The organism is Streptomyces apocyni (genome assembly GCF_009739465.1).
Taxonomy (GTDB): domain Bacteria; phylum Actinomycetota; class Actinomycetes; order Streptomycetales; family Streptomycetaceae; genus Streptomyces; species Streptomyces apocyni.
Map to the genome: position 1 here is coordinate 365,009 of NZ_WHOM01000033.1, position 21,566 is coordinate 386,574.

At 71.6% G+C, this 21,566-nt stretch carries 21 protein-coding genes; 7 read left to right on the top strand and 14 right to left on the bottom strand.

Annotated features, from left to right (window positions below; translation table 11 throughout):
• Positions 1 to 139: 139 nt before the first annotated feature.
• Positions 140 to 1,828, top strand: a complete 1,689-nt coding sequence (gene ctaD, locus GCN81_RS02270) for an aa3-type cytochrome oxidase subunit I (protein ID WP_156721694.1) — start codon at positions 140 to 142, stop codon at positions 1,826 to 1,828.
• Here the strand turns inward: ctaD and GCN81_RS02275 are convergent.
• The 5 genes from GCN81_RS02275 to GCN81_RS02295 all read right to left on the bottom strand — a co-directional run bounded on the left by GCN81_RS02275 (position 1,722) and on the right by GCN81_RS02295 (position 6,800).
• Positions 1,722 to 2,747, bottom strand: a complete 1,026-nt coding sequence (locus GCN81_RS02275) for a helix-turn-helix transcriptional regulator (RefSeq protein WP_156721695.1) — start codon at positions 2,745 to 2,747, stop codon at positions 1,722 to 1,724. The two genes, ctaD and GCN81_RS02275, sit on opposite strands and share 107 nt — an antisense overlap.
• Positions 2,748 to 2,843: 96 nt before the next feature.
• The gene (locus tag GCN81_RS02280; protein WP_231626303.1) at positions 2,844 to 3,692 is read right to left on the bottom strand and encodes a hypothetical protein; all 849 of its coding nucleotides are present in this window, start codon (positions 3,690 to 3,692) and stop codon (positions 2,844 to 2,846) included.
• The gene (locus tag GCN81_RS02285; RefSeq protein WP_156721696.1) at positions 3,689 to 4,939 is read right to left on the bottom strand and encodes a glycosyltransferase family 4 protein; all 1,251 of its coding nucleotides are present in this window, start codon (positions 4,937 to 4,939) and stop codon (positions 3,689 to 3,691) included. The genes GCN81_RS02280 and GCN81_RS02285 overlap by 4 nt, the downstream gene beginning before the upstream one ends.
• Before the next feature lie 174 nt (positions 4,940 to 5,113).
• On the bottom strand, positions 5,114 to 6,409 hold the full coding sequence (locus GCN81_RS02290) for an ABC transporter substrate-binding protein (RefSeq protein WP_156721697.1): 1,296 nt from the start codon (positions 6,407 to 6,409) through the stop codon (positions 5,114 to 5,116).
• Positions 6,384 to 6,800: a hypothetical protein gene (locus GCN81_RS02295; RefSeq protein WP_325065086.1), complete on the bottom strand. Its 417-nt coding sequence runs from the start codon at positions 6,798 to 6,800 to the stop codon at positions 6,384 to 6,386. Before GCN81_RS02295 ends, GCN81_RS02290 begins: the two co-directional genes overlap by 26 nt.
• 291 nt (positions 6,801 to 7,091) lie before the next feature.
• Between GCN81_RS02295 and GCN81_RS02300 the strand changes: the two genes are divergently transcribed.
• The 3 genes from GCN81_RS02300 to GCN81_RS02310 are packed head-to-tail and all read left to right on the top strand — an operon-like array spanning position 7,092 to position 11,208.
• Entirely contained in the window at positions 7,092 to 7,652 is a 561-nt protein-coding gene (locus tag GCN81_RS02300; RefSeq protein WP_156721698.1) for a hypothetical protein, read from the top strand.
• Positions 7,653 to 7,655: 3 nt separating this feature from the next.
• Positions 7,656 to 10,487 carry an ABC transporter permease subunit gene (locus tag GCN81_RS02305; RefSeq protein ID WP_156721699.1) on the top strand — a complete coding sequence of 944 codons (2,832 nt, stop codon included), beginning with the start codon at positions 7,656 to 7,658 and terminating at the stop codon, positions 10,485 to 10,487.
• Complete coding sequence (locus GCN81_RS02310; protein ID WP_231626304.1) at positions 10,477 to 11,208, top strand: ATP-binding cassette domain-containing protein; 732 nt, start codon at positions 10,477 to 10,479, stop codon at positions 11,206 to 11,208. The genes GCN81_RS02305 and GCN81_RS02310 overlap by 11 nt, the downstream gene beginning before the upstream one ends.
• Here GCN81_RS02310 and GCN81_RS02315 read toward each other — a convergent pair.
• Both GCN81_RS02315 and GCN81_RS02320 read right to left on the bottom strand, forming a co-directional pair.
• Positions 11,198 to 11,743, bottom strand: a complete 546-nt coding sequence (locus GCN81_RS02315) for a LysM peptidoglycan-binding domain-containing protein (protein WP_156721700.1) — start codon at positions 11,741 to 11,743, stop codon at positions 11,198 to 11,200. The genes GCN81_RS02310 and GCN81_RS02315 overlap by 11 nt on opposite strands.
• Before the next feature lie 130 nt (positions 11,744 to 11,873).
• The gene (locus GCN81_RS02320; RefSeq protein ID WP_156721701.1) at positions 11,874 to 12,515 is read right to left on the bottom strand and encodes a LysM peptidoglycan-binding domain-containing protein; all 642 of its coding nucleotides are present in this window, start codon (positions 12,513 to 12,515) and stop codon (positions 11,874 to 11,876) included.
• Between the two features lie 515 nt (positions 12,516 to 13,030).
• Between GCN81_RS02320 and GCN81_RS02325 the strand changes: the two genes are divergently transcribed.
• Together GCN81_RS02325 and GCN81_RS02330 are read left to right on the top strand one after the other, a co-directional pair.
• The gene (locus GCN81_RS02325; RefSeq protein ID WP_156721702.1) at positions 13,031 to 13,813 is read left to right on the top strand and encodes a hypothetical protein; all 783 of its coding nucleotides are present in this window, start codon (positions 13,031 to 13,033) and stop codon (positions 13,811 to 13,813) included.
• Between the two features lie 94 nt (positions 13,814 to 13,907).
• Positions 13,908 to 14,234, top strand: coding sequence for a hypothetical protein (locus GCN81_RS02330; RefSeq protein ID WP_156721703.1), 327 nt, complete (start codon positions 13,908 to 13,910; stop codon positions 14,232 to 14,234).
• A gap of 137 nt (positions 14,235 to 14,371) precedes the next feature.
• Here GCN81_RS02330 and der read toward each other — a convergent pair whose 3' ends face one another.
• From der to aroH, 5 genes are all read right to left on the bottom strand, one after another.
• On the bottom strand, positions 14,372 to 15,856 hold the full coding sequence (gene der / locus GCN81_RS02335; RefSeq protein ID WP_407697930.1) for a ribosome biogenesis GTPase Der: 1,485 nt from the start codon (positions 15,854 to 15,856) through the stop codon (positions 14,372 to 14,374).
• Between the two features lie 68 nt (positions 15,857 to 15,924).
• Complete coding sequence (locus GCN81_RS02340; protein ID WP_407697927.1) at positions 15,925 to 16,656, bottom strand: lysophospholipid acyltransferase family protein; 732 nt, start codon at positions 16,654 to 16,656, stop codon at positions 15,925 to 15,927.
• Positions 16,593 to 17,315 (bottom strand): (d)CMP kinase, encoded by a 723-nt coding sequence (gene cmk, locus GCN81_RS02345; RefSeq protein WP_156721705.1) that lies wholly within the window; start codon positions 17,313 to 17,315, stop codon positions 16,593 to 16,595. The genes GCN81_RS02340 and cmk overlap by 64 nt, the downstream gene beginning before the upstream one ends.
• Positions 17,316 to 17,468: 153 nt before the next feature.
• Positions 17,469 to 18,554 (bottom strand): prephenate dehydrogenase, encoded by a 1,086-nt coding sequence (locus GCN81_RS02350; RefSeq protein WP_156721706.1) that lies wholly within the window; start codon positions 18,552 to 18,554, stop codon positions 17,469 to 17,471.
• A complete protein-coding gene (gene aroH / locus GCN81_RS02355) occupies positions 18,551 to 18,913 on the bottom strand; it encodes a chorismate mutase (RefSeq protein WP_156721707.1) in 363 nt (120 codons plus the stop codon). The genes GCN81_RS02350 and aroH overlap by 4 nt, the downstream gene beginning before the upstream one ends.
• 133 nt (positions 18,914 to 19,046) lie before the next feature.
• Here aroH and GCN81_RS02360 point away from each other — a divergent pair, with 133 nt between their 5' ends.
• Positions 19,047 to 19,727, top strand: a complete 681-nt coding sequence (locus GCN81_RS02360) for a nucleotidyltransferase domain-containing protein (protein ID WP_156721708.1) — start codon at positions 19,047 to 19,049, stop codon at positions 19,725 to 19,727.
• 5 nt (positions 19,728 to 19,732) lie between these two features.
• Here the strand turns inward: GCN81_RS02360 and GCN81_RS02365 are convergent, their stop codons facing one another.
• Entirely contained in the window at positions 19,733 to 20,509 is a 777-nt protein-coding gene (locus tag GCN81_RS02365; protein WP_156721709.1) for a nucleotidyltransferase domain-containing protein, read from the bottom strand.
• A gap of 3 nt (positions 20,510 to 20,512) precedes the next feature.
• The gene (locus GCN81_RS02370) at positions 20,513 to 21,514 is read right to left on the bottom strand and encodes an ADP-ribosylglycohydrolase family protein (RefSeq protein ID WP_156721760.1); all 1,002 of its coding nucleotides are present in this window, start codon (positions 21,512 to 21,514) and stop codon (positions 20,513 to 20,515) included.
• Positions 21,515 to 21,566: the final 52 nt, after the last annotated feature.

Genomic DNA, 21,566 nt, shown 5'->3' on the forward strand with positions numbered 1-21,566 from the left:
TCCGGCTTTTCGACTGCGTAACCTGCCAAAAGCGTCCCGGCTCGAACACGGCCGAGCGCCCCCTGTCGGAGCCGGGTACCCGCCGAGCATCATGGCGGGTGCGCTCGTGACCGAAGCCGTGGCTAGCGAGGGAGCAGTAATGGGGACGGAGACCGCGAGGCCGGCAGCACGGCCGGAGGACTCAGCGCGACCGCCCCGGCCCCGGTCGGTGATCGTCGCCTGGCTGACCACCACCGACCACAAGCAGATCGGGTACCTCTACCTGGTCACGTCGTTCGGCTTCTTCCTCGCCGCCGGGCTGATGGCGCTGCTGATGCGGGCCGAACTCGCCCGCCCCGGGCTGCAGATCCTGAGCAACACCGAGTTCAACCAGATGTTCACGCTGCACGGCACGATCATGCTGCTGCTCTTCGCGACCCCGACCTTCGCGGGCTTCGCCAACGCGATCATGCCGCTGCAGATCGGCTCACCTGATGTGGCGTTCCCCCGGCTGAACATGCTCTCGTACTGGCTGTTCCTGTTCGGCGGGCTGATGGTGCTCGGTTCGCTGCTGCTGCCGAGCGGACCGGCCGACTTCGGCTGGTTCGCCTACTCGCCGCTGAACAGCCTGGAACGCACACCGGGGATCGGCGCCGACCTGTGGATCATGGGCCTGGCGCTCTCCGGGTTCGGCACGATCCTCGGCTCGGTCAACTTCCTGACCACCATCATCGGGATGCGGGCCCCCGGGATGACGATGTTCCGGATGCCGATCTTCACCTGGAACGTGCTCTTCACGTCGATCCTGGTCATCGTCGCGTTCCCGGTGCTGGCCGCCGCGTTGCTGGCGCTGGAGTCGGACCGGCGGTTCGGTTCGCAGATCTTCGCGTCGGAGACCGGCGGGGCGCTGCTGTGGCAGCACCTCTTCTGGTTCTTCGGCCATCCCGAGGTCTACATCATCGCGCTGCCGTTCTTCGGCATCATCAGCGAGATCCTGCCGGTGTTCTCCCGTAAGCCGATCTTCGGCTATGTGATGCTCGTCGGCGCCACGATGGCCATCACCGGGCTCTCCATCGTGGTCTGGGCCCACCACATGTTCGCCACCGGAGCGGTGCTGCTGCCGTTCTTCTCCTTCATGTCCTTCCTGATCGCGGTCCCGACCGGGGTGAAGTTCTTCAACTGGACGGGCACGATGCTGAAGGGCTCGCTGTCGTTCGAGACACCGATGCTGTGGTCCATCGGCTTTCTGGTGTCGTTCCTGTTCGGCGGGCTGACCGGGGTGATCCTGGCCTCGCCGCCGATGGACTTCCATGTCACGGACTCGTACTTCGTGGTGGCGCACTTCCATTACGTGGTCTTCGGCACGGTGGTCTTCGCGATGTTCGCCGGGTTCTTCTTCTGGTGGCCCAAGTTCACCGGGAAGCTGCTGGACGAGCGGCTCGGCAAGATCCAGTTCTGGACGCTCTTCGTCGGCTTCCACACGACGTTCCTGGTGCAGCACTGGCTGGGCGCGGAGGGCATGCCCCGGCGGTACGCGGACTACCTGGACGCCGACGGGTTCACCGTGCTCAACACCATCTCGTCGATCGGCGCGTTCCTGCTCGGTCTGTCGACGCTGCCGTTCCTCTACAACGTCTGGAAGACGTCCAAGTACGGCGTACGGGTCGACGTCGACGATCCCTGGGGGTTCGGCCGGTCCCTGGAGTGGGCGACCTCGTCTCCGCCACCGCGGCACAACTTCGTCACGCTGCCCCGGATTCGCTCGGAGTCTCCCGCGTTCGATCTGCATCACCCTGAGTTCGCCGCGAACGCTCCAAAGCCCGGGACATCAAGTCCCGAGCGGACCTGAGGTGGTCGGTGAGTTCAGCGGGTTCGATGACCTCGAACTCCAGGCCCAGCAGCGTCACATGAATCACCATCACCTCCAGGCTGGCCGCCCCGGTGCGCAGCAGACAGGTGTCCGCGCCCTCGGCCTCCAGGGTGCCCACCGACGGTGAGATCCGCTGCGCCGCCTCGGCCAGCGGCACCAGCAGCCGGACCACCGCCTGGGTCGCGTACACGGTGGTGGACACGCCCTTCGACACATACGCCGCAAGGTCATCGGCGGGTGCGGGGCGCGGGGCGAAGCGCGGCCCGTGCGGGGGTCTGGGGGTGATCCGGTCCACGCGGAAGGTACGCCAGCCGGCGCGGTCCAGGTCCCAGGCGACGAGGTACCAGCGGCGTTCGGTGCAGACGAGACGGTGTGGCTCGACCACACGGCGGGTGGCCGAGCCGCCGTGGTCGCGGTACTCGAAGCGGAGTCGTTCGTTGTCGCGACAGGCGTGCGCCAGTTCGGTGAGGATCTCGGGCTCGACGGTGGAGACGGCGGGACCGCGCAGGAGCGGCACGGTGAAGGCGTTGAGCGCGCCGACCCGTCGGCGCAGCCGGTTCGGCAGCACCTGCTCCAGCTTGGCCAGGGCGCGTACCGAGGTCTCGCCGATGCCCTCGATGCCCTGCCCCGCGGCCGTGCGCAGCCCGACGGCGACGGCGACGGCCTCGTCGTCGTCCAGCAGCAGCGGGGGCATCTCGGCGCCCACCCCGAGCTGGTAGCCCCCGCCGGTGCCGGGGCTCGCGTGCACCGGGTAGCCGAGCTCACGCAGCCGGTCGACGTCCCGGCGCACCGTACGCGGGGTGACGCCGAGCCGGTCGGCCAGGTCGGCGCCCGACCATTCGCGGTGGGCCTGCAGCAGTGAGAGCAGGCGCAGCAGTCGTGCCGATGTCTCCAACATGCGGCTGAGTCTGCCAGCCCTTGCGGACAGCCACGGTCCGCAAGGGGGTGACGCGTGGGCGTCCCCCGGCCGCCGTCAGGCCACCGTCAGACCGCCTCAGGCCACCGTCACGACCCGTACCGACAGATCGTTGTCGGTCGTGTAGTACGGCCCGACGTCGACTGGACCGGCCTCGGTGTCCAGGCGCGTCAGGGGGTAGGTGAAGATCGGCTTCTTGTCGGCCACGTCGTCCAGGAGCCGGGCAATCCGCACCCTGGGCCCCGCCGCGCCGGACGGATACAGCCACAGGTCCCAGGAGCCCGGCTGTGCGGCCAGTGCCTGGTGGTCCAGCGTGCAGGTGAAGTCGGCGCCCTGGCTGGTCACGTCGGCCCGGTGGGTCAGCGCGGGCTGACGGCGGCTGTGCGCCTCGGCGTACGCGTCGGAGGTGGGCGTGGTGCCGAAGAGCCTGCCGTGCACGGTCAGCTCCGTGTCACCGATGTACAGTTCGCCCCCCTCCGCGTGCGGTGCCCGGTGCCAGGCCCGCACGGTGAGGTTGCCGTACTTGGTGGCGTACGGGATGCGGACCGCGACATGGCCGCGGGCGCCGCTCGGCACCCGGTCGACGAGGGAGCGCAGGTCGTTGAGGCCGGGGACCAGCCGCCGCGGCTCGCTCGCGCCGTACTCCGCGTACGCGTCCCACCGTCCCTCGGGCAGGTCCACGCTGCTGGGCAGCACGGCCCGCAGCCGTCCGTGGCCCGCGGGGGTCAGTGGCAGACGCACCTCGTCGGGCTCGCCGTCGACGTCACTCGCGCGCAGCCGCAGCAGCAGATGGGCGTCGCCTCTCGCTCCCGGGTCGGCCAGGTCGAAGGTGAGGCCGCCAGCGGAGTCGGCGACACAGTCGGTGCTAAGCGACAGGTGGGCGTCCCGCGCGGAGTCCGCTGTGGGCGTGCGAAGCGTTGCGTTCATGTCCTACGTCCCCTGTGCAGTGCGGCCCGCGCGTTGTAACCGCTGCCGAGCAGCGTGCCGCGGGTGCGGTGCAGGGAGCCGCGCACCCTGCCGATGGCGGTGGTACGGCCGCGCAGGTCATGGAAGAGCGACTCGTAGCGCTCGGCGATCCGGGCCGGGTCGAAGCGCTCGGAGTCCTGGAGCGCCGCCTGCCCCATCCGCTCGCGCAGCGCGTCGTTGTTGATCAGCTCGAGGAGTCCGTCGGCGATGGCGTCCACGTCCCCGACGGGCACCAGCCGTCCGTCGACGCCGTTGTCGATGATCTCGCCGGGGCCGTGCGGGCAGTCGGTGGAGACCACGGGCAGGCCACAGCGCATCGCCTCGACGATCGTCATGCCGAAGGACTCCAGGCTGGAGGTGACCGCGGCGATCGAGCCCTTGGCCCACTCCGGGTCGATGGGGTGGGCGGGCCCCATCAGGAACACATGGTTGTACAGGCCCAGCTCATCGATCAGGGCGCGCAGCCGGTCCTTCTGCTTGCCGCTGCCGTAGATCCGCAGCCGCCAGTCAGGCCGCTCGCCGCGGACCCGGTCGAAGGCCCTGATGAGCAGGTCGTACCGCTTGACCGGGGCCAGCCTGCCCGCCGCGACGACCCACTTGCCGGTGCCGTCGGCGGGCGAGACATCGGGCCGGGGCACGGAGTTGGGCACGGCCTGCACGCGCACCCCGGGCAGTCGCATCGTGCCGCGGTAGGCACGGGCGTCGGCCTCGGTGGTCGTGGTGAGCGCATCCAGCCGGGGGTAGACGCCGCGCAGCTGGTTGCGGAGCGCCTTGGAGTGGCTGTCGAGGGTGAGGTGCTCCTGGCCGACCCGCAGCGGGCCGCGCTTGGTCTGACGGGCCAGGTGCACGTTGAGGCCGGGGCGGGTGCCGATGACCACGTCCGCGTCGACGGACGCGAGGTGGTCGGCGATGCGCTCGTCGGTGAGGGCGTTGTACTGCTGGTAGCGGCCTTCCGCGTACGGAAAGACCTGGGCCGGGCTGTGGTACTCGGGTCGGTCACCCTCGTAGCCACGTTCACCCTTTCGAATGTCGACCAGGTGGCGCAGTCGGACGTTCGGGGCGAAGTCGAACACTGGCTCGTCGCGGTGCCGGAACACCGAGACGACCTCCACGTCGTGCTGCTCGGCCAGTGTGCTGGCGAGGTTGCAGGTGGTCCGGATCGTCCCCCCGATTCCGTACGCGTTGTGTATGAGGAAAGAGATATGCATGCGTCCCCGTATCCCACGCTTTCTCGCGGATCATGCCACTCATCCGCCTTATGCATAGTGAGACCCGTGTTCCGCGAGGAAGGTTGGCCATGGGTGCAGGATCAACATCAACTTGTTTTGGAACGGTTGTGTTATCGATAGGCGATTTATGGAACCCGGCGGCCGCCGCACGCATCAGGGTTCGTAGGACAGCTGCGGTACGTCGAAGCAGTTGTCGTTCATCTCGCCGCCCTGGGTCACCCAGCCCTGACCGTCCTGCCAGCGGGCCACCGACAGACAGTTCCGCACGGTCTTCGGCGGCTCGGGCAGCCGCTCGAAGACCACCGGCAGCAGCAGCCCGCGCGCGCTGTACGGCTCACCGCGCTCCATGAACCGGTCCACGCACGCCCGGGTGACCTCCCCGTCGCAGGAGCGAGCGGCGTCCGTGAACCACATCGCGGCCGCCCAGCCCTCCAGCTGCCACTGGGAGCGCTCGTCGGCGCCCTCGGTCGCCTCGCGGAACTCGCGTACCGCGGGATGCCCCGCGTCGTCGTGGTTGCGGCTCGACCCGGTCACCCACAGGGCGTTGCGGCAGCGCGGAGCGTCCTTGTAGTCGTCGGCGACCGTGGACGTCCAGTTCTGCGCGTTGGTCACCTTGGCGGTGACGTTCGCGCCCACGGCGTCCATGGCCCGGCACAGCTGGACGTTGCCGTGCGTGTCCATCGCGTCGAAGACGAGGTCGGCGCCCCGCTGTTTCAAGTCGGCCGCCACCGCGCGGAAGTTGGGCAGCGTGAAGTCCACCTGGTGGGTGACCACCCGGTACCCCTCGGCCCGCAGCCCACGCGTCACCAGCCGCGCGTACGCGGCCGACGCCGACTGGTTGTACGAGACGACCGCGGCCGTCCCGGCCCCGTGCTCCCGCTTGAAGTAGCGGTAGACCTCGGTGCCGCCGTACAGCTTGCCGTCCCAGCCCGGCTTGTCGCCCTCGCGTGGCGCCCGGCTGCCGTAGATCGAGTACAGATGCGGATACGTGTCGTACGCGGGCCCGATCGGCTGGCCGCCGATGTCCGGCACCCCCGCGGCGGAGACCCGGGGGGCGCCCGCGTAGTCCAGGACGGTGGTGCCGACCAGGGCGACCACCTGCTGCTCCTCGACCAGCTCGCGCACACATTCGTTGTTACCCACGCCGCTGCCGCCGTCGTCACAGGTGCGCACCTCGACCTGCCGGCCGTCGATGCCGCCGCGCGCGTTGAGCCGGTCGAAGTAGGCCTGGGCGCCGTCCCGTGGCCCGGTGAAGGCTCCGCCACCGACCGGGCTGGTGGCGGAGGCGATGATGCCGACGCGGATCGGCTCCGTACGCGCCGGTGACGCGGTACCCGTACCGCGTCGTCCGCCGAAGTCGCTCTCCGGGAGGCGGCTGCCGCAGGCCGTGCTCAGCAGGACGAGCAGGCCCGCGGCGATGGCCTCAGCAGCCAGGAGCCGGCGACGCATTGTCGCTCAGCTGCACCAGCGCACACAGCGTCTTGGCCGAGACCTTCCAGGTGTCGTCCTGGTTCACGGCGACCCCCGAGGCGTCGGGCAGCACGGTGGCCCCGGACAGCTCCAGCGAGTACTTCACATCGGCCTCCTTGTCCGAGGTGAAGTCCACCTCCGTGACCGTCGCGGTCACCTGCTGGCCGCGCTCGTCACCACTGAAGGCGGTGAGCACCGCGCGCATCTCGGAGCCGTTCTCCAGCACGTCCTCCTTGTCCCGAAGCGTCACGTCCGGGTCGAAGAACTTCTCCCAGTTCTCCTTGACCTCCTTCTCGGCCGCCGCCGGATCGGCCGGGGCGTCCGCGCCGGGCGGCGACGGGACCCTTGGCGCGGTGGGCGAGATGTCCACCGGAGGCACCGGCGGAGGGCTCTCCGTACCTGAGTCGTCGTCGTCCCCGCACGCCGTGGCGGCCCCTCCCACCAGCAAGACCGCGGCTGCCGCCCACGCCACAATCCCTGACCTGCCCCGCCTGGGGCTACTCCCGAGAACCATCTGGCTCACCACCGGGTATCGGACCGGGCCCGGATCGCCCGGTGCTTTCAGGGTCAGCTCGCACAGGGCATAGTGCAAGCGATCGGCTGACATGAACAGACGCGTACCCAAATCCCCAGCGCACCCATATCCCCAGGGAGATCCCGGATGCGGACGGCTCGACTGCGTACTGTGCACCCCCTGCTCCTGGCGGGCTGGGCGGCGGCCGCCACCGGAGCCGTGCTCTGCGTGATCGGCTGGTACGGGGTGTCGGGTGAGCGCTTCGCCGAGCGCCAGGTGCCCTATCTGGCCTCCTGCACGGTGCCGGGGGCCGCCTTGCTCATCGCCGGGGCGGTGCTCCTCGTCGGAGGTCGCCACCAGCTGGCGGCGGCGCGGGTCGAGGAGCTCTACCGGCTGCTGGTCACGGCCGGAGCCGGAGCCGGGGATGCCACGCCGTCCCGGGAGCTGGCAGCGGAGCCCCTGGCCACCAGCGAGGAGCTGCGTACGATCCCCGGGGGCACCCTGTGGCACCGCGCGGACTGCCCGTTGGTCGCCGGAAAGCCCGAGGCGGAGGTGGTGGCGGCGGGCGCGGCGGCGCTGGCGGGCGGCGTGCTCAGCCCTTGCCCCGTGTGCGAACCGGACGCCGGACCGGGGGACGGACCGAGGCACGCGTCCGGGACCGCGACGAAGGACGGACCGGGGGCCGGGGCATCGGCCTCGGAGTCCTGACGGATGGGGTCACTCACGTACGACCTCACCCTGGCGGGTCTCTCGGTCGGCGCTGCGGCCGCGCTCACCGGCATCGGGCTGATCGTCACCTACCGGGCGACCGGCGTACTCAACTTCGCGCACGGCGCGGTCGCGATGGTGTGCGCCTATCTGCTGCGCCAGCTCACGGTCGAGTGGGGCTGGCCGCTGTGGCTCGCGGCGTCGGTCACCCTCCTGGTGGTCGCCCCGGGGATCGGGCTGGTCCTGGAGCGCGCGGTGTTCCGCCCGCTGTCCGTACTCGGCGGTGATCCGGCGCAGACCCTGGTCGCCTCGATCGGCGTCTTCATCCTGCTGGTCGGCGGGGCCGTGCTGCTGTGGGGGCAGGGCGCGCGGGCGGACGCCCCCGAGCTGCTGGGGGCGGAGCCCTGGGGTCAGCTGGCGGCCGTGCTCGCGGTGGGGCTCGGGGTGTGGGTGGTGACCCGGTGGACGCGGCTGGGCAGCGAGCTGCGGGCCGTGGTCGACAACCGGCGGCTCGCCGTGCTGGGCGGGATCGACGCGGACCGGGTGGCGGCGGCGGGCTGGGCGTTCGGCTCCTTTACGGCGGGCCTGACCGGCGTCCTGCTCGCGCCGTTCGTACGCCTCGACCCGTACGGCCTTCCGCTGCTGGTCATGGAGGTCCTGGCGGTCGCGGTGGCGGCCGGGATGCGCAGCCTGCCGATCGCGGTGGCGATCGCGCTGGGGATCGGCGTGGTGCAGAGCCAACTGACCCGGCTGCACCCTTCGGGGTGGGGCGAGCCGCTGCTCCAGGCGGTGGGCGCCAATCTGTTCGTGGTGGCGCTGCTGATCGCCGCGCTGGTGCTGCCCGGGGTGGGCAGCCGGGACGCGTTGCCGCGCACGGCGTCCGCCCGGGTCCGCACGCCGCCGGGCGCCTGGATAGTGGCCGGTGTGCTCTTCCTGCTCCCGCTGGGGTTCGCGGGGTCCGACCTCTCTACGTCCGTGCAAGTCCCGGCGCTCGCGGTGATCCTGCTGTCGCTGGTCGTGGTGACCGGCAGGGGCGGCCAGATCTCGCTCGGCCAGGCGGCGTACGCGGGTCTGGGGGCACTGTTCACCGCGCTGCTCGCGGCGGGCCGGTTCCCGGGGCTGCCCGCACTGCCGCTTCTGGTCGCGCTGGGGGTCGCCGTGCTGCTGGTGGCGCCGCTGGGGCTGCTCACCGGGTGGCCCGCGATCAGTCGGCACGGTCTCGCGCTGGCGCTGGCGACTTTCGCGGTCGGGGTCGCGGTGAGCCGCTTCGTCTTCGCCCAGCCGTACGTGACGGCGGGGCTCCGCCTGGACCGCCCCCCGGGCTTCGCCGGTGACCGGGCGTACTACGTGCTCGAACTGGGCCTGCTCACTGGGGCGTTGCTGGTGGTGACCGCACTGCGCCGGGGGCGGGTGGGCCGGGCGCTGGCCGCGATGCGGGACCACGAGTCGGGGGCGTCGGCGGCGGGCGTGCCAGTTCCGGCCTTGAAGCTGTGCGCCTTCGTGGTGGGCGCCGCGCTGGCCGCGCTGGGGGGCGGGATGCTCGGTATGGGGCTGCGCGCCTTCGATCCGGCGGCGTTCGATCCGGTGCGCGGGCTGCTCTGGTTCGCCGCGATCGTGGTGCTGGGCTCGGACTCGCTGATCGGCGCGCTGGCCGCCGCCGCGCTGCTGGTCGGCCTGGACGCGGGTACCCGGGGCGGCGTCGCGGCCGCGGTGATCGGCGTCCTGGCGGTTCTGATCGGCCGCTTCCCCGGTGGCCCGTACGACGCGCTGCGCTCCGCGCTGGCGTACCTGCGCCCGCGTACGTATCGGACGGCCCGGCTGACTCCGCTGGGGGCCGGGGTACGGGCGCGGCTGGCGGTAGCGGGCATGGGAGCGGGAGCCGGAACCGGAGTCGACGCGAGAGCCGGAGCGGGAGCAGACACGGGAGCCGGAACCGGAGTCGACGCGGGAGTCGAGCCGGGGGCGTCCCCGCGTGCCGTGGGGCGCCTCGTCGAGTCCGCCGGGGCCCAGCCCGAGCGTCCACGCGCCACCGCGCCACCGGACCGAGGACGGCCGGTACGCGCCGGGGCCCCGCGGAAGCCGGACGCCGACGGGGCGTCCCGGTCGGCGGGGCCGTCGCTCGTGGCCCGTGGAGTGCGGGTCAGCTTCGGCGAGTTCACCGCCCTGGACGGAGTCGACCTGGACGTGACGCCGGGCCGGATCACCGCGGTCGTGGGGCCGAACGGCGCCGGGAAGAGCACCCTGTTCCACTGCCTGGCCGGAACGGTCAGGCCCGACGCGGGGCGGGTGGAGTTCGGCGGACGGGACATCACGTACCGGCCCGCCCACGCGCGTACCCGCCTGGGCGTGGCCCGGACCTTTCAGCAGCTCGCCGTGTTTCCGTCGCTGACCGTCGAGGAGAACGTCGCGGTCGGGGCCGAGCAGGGGCGTCTGCGGGACGCCCGAGCCGTGCCGAGGACCCTCACCCTGCTCGGACTCGACGCCGTACGGCACCTGCCCGCCGCCGACCTGCCGACGGGCGCCCTGCGCCGCGTCGAGCTGGGCCGCGCACTGGCCGGTGGCCCACAGGTCCTGCTGCTCGACGAACCAGCCGCGGGCCTGGACACCGCCGAGGTAGCCGCCCTCGCGCGGCTGCTCAGGGCGCTCGCCGCCGACGGTATGGCCCTGCTGATCGTCGAGCACGACCTCGACCTGGTGGCCCACCTCGCCGACACGGTACGGGTGATGGCCGCCGGGCGGATCGTCGGCTCCGGCCCCGCCCACCGCGTACGGGACCTGACGGCCCGGGACAGCGCCCCCGACACGCCCGGACGGCGGCCGCATCGTGAACCCTGAGATCGAACTGCGCCACGCGCGCGTGCGCTACGGCCCCCTGGAGGCGCTGCACGGCGTCTCCCTCGCGGCCCCCTACCCGGGCGTGACCGTTCTGCTGGGCCGCAACGGCTCGGGGCGGACGACCGCGCTGCGCGCCCTCGCCGGTACGGTCCCGCTCTCCGCCGGGGCCGTGGTGTGGCGCGGCGCCGACGTGACCCGGCTCCCCGTCCACGAGCGCGCCCGCCGCGGCCTCACCTACGTCCCCGACCGGCAGGCCGTGTTCGGCTCGCTGACGGTCGCCGAGAACCTGGAGATCGCCGCGGGCCGCGGCGACTTCACCGCGGCCCTGGCGGCCTATCCGGAGCTGCGCCCGCTGCTGCCCCGGCACGCGGGCACCCTCTCGGGCGGCGAACAGCGGATGCTCGCCCTGTGCCGCGCGCTGCTCGCCGACGCGCGCGTGGTGCTCGTCGACGAGCCGACCCAGGGGATGTCTCCGCCCGTGGCCGCCCGTACATACGAGCTCATCGCCGCGCTGGACGCGGCCGTACTGATCGCCGAGCAGCGGCTGCCGCCCGGCCTTGGCCCGGACACGGGGAGCGGCCGCCCGGTCATCGTGCACGAGCTGCGCCGCGGCACCCTGGTGTTCAGCGGTGAGGCGCGGCAGCACGCGCGGGCTTCGCAGCCTCCCGGGCCTCCTTCCCAGCCCGCCCCGCCTTCCCGGCCTCCCCGGCCTACGGAATGACCAGCCTGGTGCCGATCGTCAGCCGGTCCGGATTCGAACCGACCGTCTTCTGATTGGCCTGGTAGAGCGCGGGCCAACCGCCCTTGACCTCGTACTTGGCGGCGATCGAGGAAAGCGTCTCACCCGGCCTGACCTTGTGGATGCCGGTGACGAAGCCATAGCGCTTGGAGCACTGGGGCCAGGCCTCCCACCCCTGGGTGAGCAGCACCCTCTCCGCGACCTTGATCTGCTGCTCGCGGGTGGCGAGGTCCGCGCGCGCGGCGTACGTGAGCCCGCCGTGTTCTTCCCAGGTCGGCTGCCAGAACTGCAGTCCGCCGTAGTAGCCGTTACCGGTGTTGATCTGCCAGTCTCCGCTGCTCTCGCACTCGGCGAGGCAGCTCCAGGGCGACTCCTGCGAGGGGCACTCGTCGAGCACCTCGGCGAGCAGGGCACGGGGCGAGGTGGGGTCCGACTGGGTGGCGCCGGACACCCCCGCAGGGGTGAGGGACAACAGGGCGGCGAGTAGGCCCACGAACCAAACGCGAGTGTGTGACATCGCGTCACGCTATGGGCGGTGACGGCGTGCGGCGGCGTCCCGCGCCCGGGACGGGGCGAGCCCCACCCGGTCGGACTATCGGATGACCGGGTGGGGCCAGCTCGTACCAGATGGTCAGATAGCCATCTGGTCAGATGGTCAGCCGCTGTCCCGGCAGGATGAGATGCGGATCACCGCCGATGACGGACGCGTTGAGGGCGTAGACCCGCTGCCAGCTGGTCCCGTAGCGAGTGGCGATGGCACTCAGGGTGTCTCCCGGCCGCACGGTGTACGTGTCACGGGACGCCTCGCGGTCGGCGCGGGCCGGTGCGCGCTGAGGCGTCCCGGTGACCTTGGCGCCCTTCGAGTCCTTGGCCGCCTTCGGGACCTGGGGCGCCTGGGACGTCGTCCGGGGCGCCTTGGCCGCCCCCGGCGCGCTGCCGGACGCTCCGGCGCGTGCCGAGCAGGTCGGCCACGCGCCCCACCCCTGTGCGCGCTGGACCTTGGTGGCGACAGCGATCTGCTGCGCCTTGCTGGCCCGGTCGGCGGTCGGCGCGTACGCCGTTCCGCCGTACGCACGCCAGGTGGAGGCGGCGAACTGTAGTCCGCCGTAGTAGCCGTTGCCGGTGTTGATCTGCCAGTTTCCGCCGCTTTCGCACTGGGCGATGCGGTCCCATACTCCGCTGTCCGCCGCTGCGGCCTGTCCGGCCCCGGCGAACCATGCCAGCGGGGCGAGCAAGGCCGCCCCGGCGAGTACTGCTGTCTCTCGACTGCGCGTGGGACGTGCGGACATGTGGTTCCCTCTCGAAGAACCCGGGCTCCCCCAGGGCTGGCCCGGCCGCCACACGTCCTGCGTGGCGTGTCCGTGCCGCCCCGTCCGCCGAAGGGGCACCGCGTGGAGCTGGCTGGTGCGACCGGCGGACGTACCCGAGCGGTGCTCGCTGCACACGGCGGTGGAATCTAGGGACCCCGCCGCCCCGGTATCAACCAACTCCTTGTCACTCCAGGCCAGTTGCCGGTTACCAGGAGTATCGTCGAATTCCGGACACCCCCTTCATCGGCTGATTTTCTGATTTGTCGACCCGTGAGCTCGCCGATCTGTGACTCACCTCTCCCCCTCAACTTCGGTGCATACCCCAGGGGTTGTCATGGAGTGAGGAATTCCGCCCCTCGCCTCACCCTCCGCTCAGGATGGTTCGATTCCGTTCACCTCTCGGCGTGACCTGCGCCACGGGTCACCCGTTGTGCTCCACAAGGGCCGGGGACCCTCCCGGCCACATGACGCACCCACACTCCGAGGAGCCCCCCGTGCCGCGCATGCTCGACGTCAGTGATGACGTACGCGCCGAGATCGGCGACGACGAAGCCGACCGGCTGCTCGCCGGTGACAACTCCCCGGGCAGCTACGACTGCACCTCCTGCCGCACCCCGGGCGACTCCGGGCAGGAGCACACCAGCACCGTGCTGTTCGTCGGCGAGGAAACCGCGGTCCTCGCCTTCGCCCACGCCACCTGTCTGCCCTCCCAGGTGGTGCAGGTCGCCGAGGAACACCTGCAGGGCGCCGTACGGTCCATCACGGGCGAGGCCGACAGCGCCCAGCCCCCCGCCGCACCGGCGGCGGAGCAGGCCGTCCTCGGCATCACCAGCGGTCTCCTGCTGATCGACGGCGAACTGCACCCCGCGCTCGTCGTCGAACCCACCGGCCCCATCGCCAGGCCCGGCACGACCGGTCCGGGAGACGACTTCCTGCCGCTCCTGATCGAGCAGGGCTTCATGCCGGTCACCGGCGTGCAGGAGGTACCCGCCAAGCTGCCCGGCTGGTCCGTACTGCTCGCCATGGGCCAGCTGCACGCCGTGCTCCAGCCCAGCGCTGGCGGCGGCACGGTCGCCTGGTGGCAGGCCCACCAGCCGCTGCCGGTCACCGACGGCTGGCGGGCCGCGGCCAACAAGCTGAGCAGCGTCCTGGTGTTCGCCGCACCGGCTGGCTCGATCGGCCGTCAGCAGCGCGAGGACCTGCTGCGCGAGGCCCTGGAGAAGGCGGCGGCCGACGGTGTCCTGGTGGGCGGCTCGATGCCGCTGGCGGGTACCTGAGAGCCCGTACTCGATCCCCCGCATCCGACAGCCCTCAAGGTCGTTGGCACATAACGTGCAGCCTTACGAGCCCTCCCGCCACCAGATCCCTCCCATGCGCCCCGCCCGGAACGCCTCGGGGGGCCGCTCAGCCACCCCCATCTACGACGAACTGTTCGCGGAGTGGCGCCGGTCCTTCAAGGCGCTGCCAGGCGACCGGTCCGGCGAGGACAATCTGGGATTCACGGGCTTCGGCAGCCTGCCGTACGGCGACAGCGGCCAGAGCCACGGCTACGACAGCCACAGCGGGTCCACCGGATACGGCGGCGGGTACGGAGCCCACAGCGGCCAGAGCGGCTCCTGGTACGTCGACGGGCGACAGCCGCACACCGGGGGCAGGCTCCCGGCGGCCCTGCCGCCCGCTCCCCGCAGGGGCCGCTGACCCGGCCCGCTCCCGCCCCCCGCGCCCCGCGCGAAAGGCCCCGGCGCCCTCCCTGAGGAGAGCGCCGGGGCCCACACGTACGCGCGTACAGGCGTACACGCGTAGGGACGCCTGTTTCTTGCGGCTACTTCTTGCGGCTACTTCTTGCGGCCGCGCTTCTCGCGCACCCGCACGGAGATATGGATCGGCGTGCCCTCGAAGCCGAACTCCTCACGCAGCCGCCGCTCCACGAAGCGCCGGTAGCCGTGCTCGATGAAGCCCGAGGAGAAGAGCACGAAGCGCGGCGGCTTGGTGCCCGCCTGGGTACCGAAGAGGATGCGGGGCTGCTTGCCGCCACGCACCGGGTGCGGGTGGCCGGCGACCAGCTCGCCGAGGAAGGCGTTCAGCCGCCCGGTCGGCACCCGGGTCTCCCAGCCCGCCAGCGCCGTCTCGATCGCCGGGACCAGCTTCTCCATGTGCCGCCCGGTGCGCGCCGAGACATTGACCCGAGGCGCCCAGGCGACCTGCGCGAGCTCCGACTCGATCTCCCGCTCCAGGTAGTAGCGGCGCTCCTCGTCGAGGGTGTCCCACTTGTTGTACGCGAGGACGATCGCCCGCCCAGCCTCGACGGCCATCGTGACGATGCGCTGGTCCTGAATGCTGATGGATTCACTGGCGTCGATCAGGATGACCGCCACCTCGGCCTTCTCGACCGCGGCCGCGGTGCGCAGCGAAGCGTAGTAGTCGGCGCCCTGCTGGAGGTGGACCCGCTTGCGGATGCCCGCGGTGTCCACGAACTTCCAGGTGACCCCGCCGAGTTCGATCAGCTCGTCGACCGGGTCGCGGGTGGTACCGGCCAGTTCGTTGACGACGACGCGGTCTTCGTCCGCCACCTTGTTGAGCAGCGACGACTTGCCGACGTTCGGACGGCCGATGAGGGCGATCCGGCGCGGGCCGCCGAGCCCGGCGGCGCCGAAGGTCTGCAGGGGGGCCTCGGGCAGCGCCTCCAGGACGGCGTCAAGCATGTCGCCCGTACCACGGCCGTGCAGCGAGGAGACCGGGTGCGGCTCGCCAAGGCCCAGCGACCACAGCGCGGTGGCGTCCGCCTCGCCGCTGGGGCCGTCGACCTTGTTGGCGCAGAGCACGACGGGCTTGCCCGCCTTGCGGAGCAGCCGGACGACCGCCTCGTCGGTGTCGGTGGCGCCGACCGTGGAGTCGACCACGAAGACGACCGCGTCGGCGGCCTCGATCGCGTACTCGGCCTGGGCGGCGACGGAGGCGTCGATGCCGAGGACGTCCTGCTCCCAGCCGCCGGTGTCGACGAGCTTGAAGCGGCGGCCCGCCCACTCGGCCTCGTAGGTGACGCGGTCCCGGGTGACACCGGGCTTGTCCTCGACGACGGCCTCGCGGCGGCCGATGATGCGGTTCACCAGGGTCGACTTGCCGACATTGGGGCGGCCGACGACAGCGAGCACGGGCAGCGGTCCATGACCGGCCTCGTCGATCGCGCCCTCGACGTCGTCGGCGTCGAAGCCCTCCAGCGCGGCGAGCTCCATGAACTCCGCGTACTCGGCGTCGCCGAGCGCTCCGTGCTCGTGGTCGCCGGCGCCCGCCGAGTCATCGGCGTGGATGTGGTCGTTCATGAAGTCCGTACCTCTGTCATCAGTCATCGATGGACCGCTGGTGTCGCGGCCCACTACTCAAGTCTCGCTCAGCGCCCGGTGAGGCGCCTGGCGTTTTCCAGGTGGGCGGTCAGCCGCTCCTGGATGCGCACGGTCGCCTCGTCCAGCGCCTTACGCGTCCGCCGCCCGCTGCCGTCTCCGGCTTCGAAGCCGTCTCCGAAGACGACGTCGACCCGGCTGCGCAGCGGCGGCAGCCCTGGTATCAACCGTCCGCGGCACTCGGTGCTTCCCAGCACCGCCACCGGGACGACTGGCGCCCCGCTGCGTACGGCGAAGTACGCGAGGCCCGCGCGCAGCGACGCGAAGTCACCCTCGCCACGGGTGCCCTCGGGGAAGATCCCCAGCACTCCCCCGTCGGCCAGCACGTCCAGCGCCTGGGTGATGGCCCTGCGGTCGGCGACCGAGCGGTCCACCTTCAGCTGGCCGATGCCGCGCAGAAACGGGTCGAGCGGGCCGACGAACGCTTCCTTCTTGATCAGGAAGTGGGTGGGTCGGGGTGCGGTACCCATCACCATCGGTCCGTCGACCATGTGCGAGTGGTTCACGGCCAGGATCGCCGGGCCACTCGCGGGCACCCGCCAGGCGCCGAGCACGCGCGGCTTCCACAGCCCGTACATCAGACCGACGCCGATCCGGCGACCGACCTCAGCGCCTCTGCCAGACGGCACGGACGATCCGGATGGCACGGACGATGCGGTCACTTCGCGGCCCGCTTCTCCTCGGTAGCGGCTCGCTTCTCCTCGACGAGGGTGACGACGCACTCGATGACCTGCTGGAGCGTGAGGTCGGTGGTGTCCACCTCGACCGCGTCACCGGCCTTGGCCAGCGGCGAGGTCTTCCGGCCCGAGTCGGCCGCGTCCCGCTTGATCAGCGCTTCCCTGGTGGCGTGGATGTCGGCGCCCTTGAGCTCACCGCTGCGGCGGGCGGCGCGCGCCTCGGGGGACGCCGTGAGGAAGATCTTGAGGTCCGCGTCGGGCAGCACCGTCGTACCGATGTCCCGGCCTTCCACGACGATGCCGCGCTCGGCGCCGGCGGCGATGGAGCGCTGCAGCTCGGTGATCCGGGTCCGCACCTCGGGGACCGCGCTGACCGCGCTGACCTTGGAGGTGACCTCCTGCGTACGGATCGGACCCGCGACGTCGACGCCGTCGACCGTGATGGTCGGGGCGGCCGGGTCGGTGCCGGAGACGATCTCCGCCTTGGCGGCGACCGCGGCGATGGCGGACGGGTCGGTGATGTCGATGCCGTGGTGCACCATCCACCAGGTGATCGCCCGGTACTGGGCGCCGGTGTCCAGGTAGCTGAGGCCGAGCTGGGCGGCGACGGCCTTGGAGGTGCTGGACTTGCCCGTGCCGGAGGGGCCGTCGATGGCGACAATCACTGCCGGGGCGGTGCTGGCGGCGGTTCCTGCGGTTTCCACGGGCGGGGTACACCTTCCTGATCACACAAGCGGGAGAAGAGGCCGCTGCGGTGAACGGACCCTGGACAAGGTTACTGGCTCGCCCGCCCGCCTTTTACTGCCGGACCGAACCCGCGGTCAACACCACGGGAAACCGCCACGGGAAACCCGCCCTCACTGCCGGATCGACCAGCCCCGCTCGCGCAGCGCCGCGCTCAGCACCGGCGCCGCCCTCGGCTCGACCATGAGCTGCACGAGACCCGCCTGCTGCCCGGTCGCGTGCTCGATGCGTACGTCCTCGATGTTGACGCCCGCCATTCCGGCGTCGGCGAAGATCCGGGCCAGCTGTCCCGGCTGGTCATTGATGAGGACGGCCACGATTTCGTATGTGGTCGGGGCCGAGCCGTGCTTGCCGGGTACCCGCACCTGGCCCGCGTTGCCGCGGCGCAGTACATCCTCGATGCCGGTCGCGCCGCCCAGCCGCTTGTCCTCGTCCGCGGACTGCAGCCCGCGCAGAGCCCGTACGGTCTCGTCCAGGTCGGCGGAGAGCTCGGCGAGCAGGTCGGCGACCGGGCCCGGGTTGGCGGACAGGATGTCGATCCACATCCGGGGGTCGGAGGCCGCGATCCGGGTGACGTCGCGGATGCCCTGGCCACAGAGCCGTACGGCGGTGTCCTCGGCATGCTCCAGGCGGGCCGCGACCATGCTGGAGACCAGGTGCGGCATATGCGAGACGAGAGCGACGGCGCGGTCGTGGGCGTCGGCGTCCATCACGACCGGCACCGCGCGGCAGAGCGCGACCAGCTCGAGCGCCAGGTTCAGCACCTCGGTGTCGGTGTCGCGGGTGGGCGTGAGCACCCAGGGACGGCCCTCGAAGAGGTCAGCGGTCGCGGCGAGCGGCCCCGAGCGCTCCCGGCCGGACATGGGGTGGGTCCCGATGTACGCGCTCAGGTCAAGACCGAGTGCCTCGAGCTCACGGCGCGGACCGCCCTTGACGCTGGCGACGTCCAGGTAGCCGCGGGCCACCCCGCGCCGCATCGCGTCGGCCAGGGTCGCCGCCACATGCGCGGGCGGTACGGCGATCACCGCGAGGTCGACCCGGCCTTCGGGGGCGGCGTCGGTACCCGCGCCGAGCGCGGCGGCGGTGCGGGCCTGCTCCGGGTCGTGGTCGGTGAGGTAGACGGTGACCCCGCGGCTGGCGAGGGTCAGTGCGGCGGAGGTGCCGATCAGGCCGGTCCCCATGACCAGGGCGGTTCTCACTGGGCGATGTCCTTGCGGAGAGCGGCCGCGGCACCGAGGTACACATGCGCGATGTCGGCCTTGGGCTTGTCGGACTCGATGTGCGCGAGGATACGTACGACCCGGGGCATGGCACCGGCGATATCGAGCTCCTGCGCGCAGATCAGCGGAACGTCGACGATGCCGAGCCCCCGGGCGGCGGCGGCCGGGAAGTCGCTGTGCAGATCGGGCGTGGCCGTGAACCAGATACTGATCAGCTCATCCGCGCTGAGGCCATTGCGCTCCATGATCGCGGTGAGCAGCCCACCGACCTGCTGCCCCATCTCCTCAGCCGTGTCCTGCCGAAGCTGGACAGCCCCGCGAACCGCTCGAACCGCCACCGCGCTGCTCCTCGCCTGTCCGTACGTCATGAACGTCCCTGTCCCGATCAGCCTAGTCAGCTTTGTGACCCACCAGCGCACGACGCCCGCCTGGCGAGACGCGGGCCGCTCCCGCTCACGTAGTCTCGCGGCCATGCGTCCCGAGCAGCTCGTCCGCGACCACACGGTGTACTCGTGCGTGATGGGCTCCCGCGCCTTCGGCCTGGCCACCGAGGCCAGCGACACCGACCGGCGCGGGGTGTTCGTCGCCCCGACGCCGCTCTACTGGCGCTTCGAGAAGCCCCCGACGCATGTGGAGGGCCCTCTGGAGGAGCAGTTCTCCTGGGAGCTGGAACGCTTCTGCACGCTCGCGCTGCGCGCCAATCCGAACATCCTGGAGTGTCTGCACTCCCCGCTCGTCGAGCGTCTGGACGACACCGGTCGCGAACTGCTCGCCCTGCGCGGCGCGTTCCTGTCCCGCCAGGCGCACCAGACGTTCTCCCGCTACGCGCTGGGGCAGCACGAGAAGCTCGCGACGGACGTACGCCGCCGCGGAGCGCCGCGCTGGAAGCACGCGATGCACCTGCTCCGGCTGCTGATGACCTGCCGCGACCTGCTGCGCACGGGCGAGCTGGTCATCGACGTCGGTGACGCCCGTGACTTCCTGCTCGCGGTTCGGCGCGGCGAAGTCCCCTGGGCTGAGGTCCAGTCCCGGATGACGCGGCTCGCCGCGGAGGCCGATGAGGCGGCGGCGCGCAGCCCACTGCCGCCGGAGCCGGACCGGGCCCGCGTCGAGGACTTCCTGACCCGCACCCGCCGCGCCTCGGCCCGCTGAGGGGCCTACGCGAGGCGCGTGCGTACGACGAAGTCGTGCAACGCGTCGTGGGCTCCTGGCGCGTCCGGCAGCCCCGAGCCGTCCTGTGCCGCGTCCAGCACCGCGTGCAGCGCCTCCACGTCGCCCCGCACGCGCGTGTCGTCCACGTCCGCCACACCATGCTCCTCCGCGGCCTTGGCAGCGATCAGATCCGGCAGATAGCCCGGCGCGGCCACCTGTGACAGCAGGCTCGGCAGGTGGGCCTGAACCTGACCAGACCGCATCAGATGGATGCCGGTGAGCAGCACCCGGAAGGTGTAGAGCAGCGGCTTCAGCTCACTGGTCTTCTCGAAGAGCCGCCACTGGGTGTGCGCGAACCCCCGATAGTGGTGCGCGTGGTGGTGCGTCAGCACGCCGGGCACCAGCGACGCCAGCTCCGCGTGCGCCTCGGAGGTGCGCACCACCAGGGGGGACAGCAGTTGCTCCAGCACGTAGCCGTTGCGGCGCAGCAGCAGCCGGACGAACTTGCGCAGGTCGTGGGTGACGAGATCCAGTTCGATGCCGTCGCGCTGCCATATCCGTGACCTGGTCTCGTCCGGCTCCCGCAGACCGACCAGTGCAGCGGTCGGCAGCAGATGCACCCCGCGCAGGTCGACGTCCGAGTCCTGGGACGGGAAGCCGTACAGGTGAGCCCCGGAAACCGTCGCGAACAGCACGGGGTCGTCCTGCTCCGCGATAGCCGGGCGGAGGTCCGTCTCCGGCAGCCCGGCCGCGCGCAGCGACGTGCCGTCGTATCCGTCCATCCGTCAGACGTCCCAGCTCGCACCGAGCGCCACCAGCTCGTCCCGGTACTCGATCCGCTCGGCCCACGCCGCGGGCCACGCCCCCGCACCCAGGTGCGCGCCCGCGAGCGCGCCCGTGAGGCAGGCGATCGAATCGGAGTCGCCCGAGGTGCAGGCGGCCCTGCGGAGCGCGGTGACGGGCTCGTCGGGGAAGTGGAGGAAGCAGAGCAGCGCGGTGGCGAGGGCCTCTTCGGCGATCCAGCCCTCCCCGGTGGCCAGGCACGGGTCGGTCTCCGGGTTCGCCTCGCGCACCGAGGTGGCGAGGCGTTCCAGGATGGCCAGGCATTCGTCCCAGCCGCGGGCGATGAAATGCTCCGCGCTCGGGTCCTGGGCGTGGGTCCACAGGTCGCCCAGCCAGCGCTGGTGGTAGCGGGTGCGGTTCTCGATGGCGTACGAGCGCAGCAGCCCGACCAGGGCTGTCGGGTCCGCGCCCTCGGCGAGCAGGAACACCGCCCTCGCGGTCAGGTCGCTCGCCGCGAGCGCCGTCGGGTGCCCGTGGGTGAGCCCGGACTGCAGCTGCGCGGCACCGGCCCGCTGCTCCTCGCTGAGCCCCGGCGCGAGCCCGATCGGCGTGACCCGCATGTTGGCGCCGCAGCCCTTGGAGTGGATCTGGCTCGCGGCCTGCCACGGCCGTTCGCTGTCCAGCTTCCGGCAGGCGACCAGGCAGGTGCGGCCGGGTGCCCGGTTGTTGTCGGGCGAGTGGTACCAGTCGACGAACTCCTCGCGGACCGGTCGCTCCAGGCGCTTGGGGCCGAGCAGTCCGCGGTCCATGGCGGTGCGCAGCCCGCGGCCGAGCGCGAGCGTCATCTGTGTGTCGTCCGTGACGAACGCGGGCTCGGGCAGGCGCATCTCCCGCCAGGGCCCGCACTTGGCGAGGATCGACGGTACGTCGTTGAACTCGGTCGGGAAGCCGAGCGCGTCTCCGATGGCGAGTCCGATCAGCGAACCCGTGGCCTTGCCGGGCATCTGTGCCACGACACCCACCCCCTTATCGTCACTGAGACTATAAAGGGGTGGG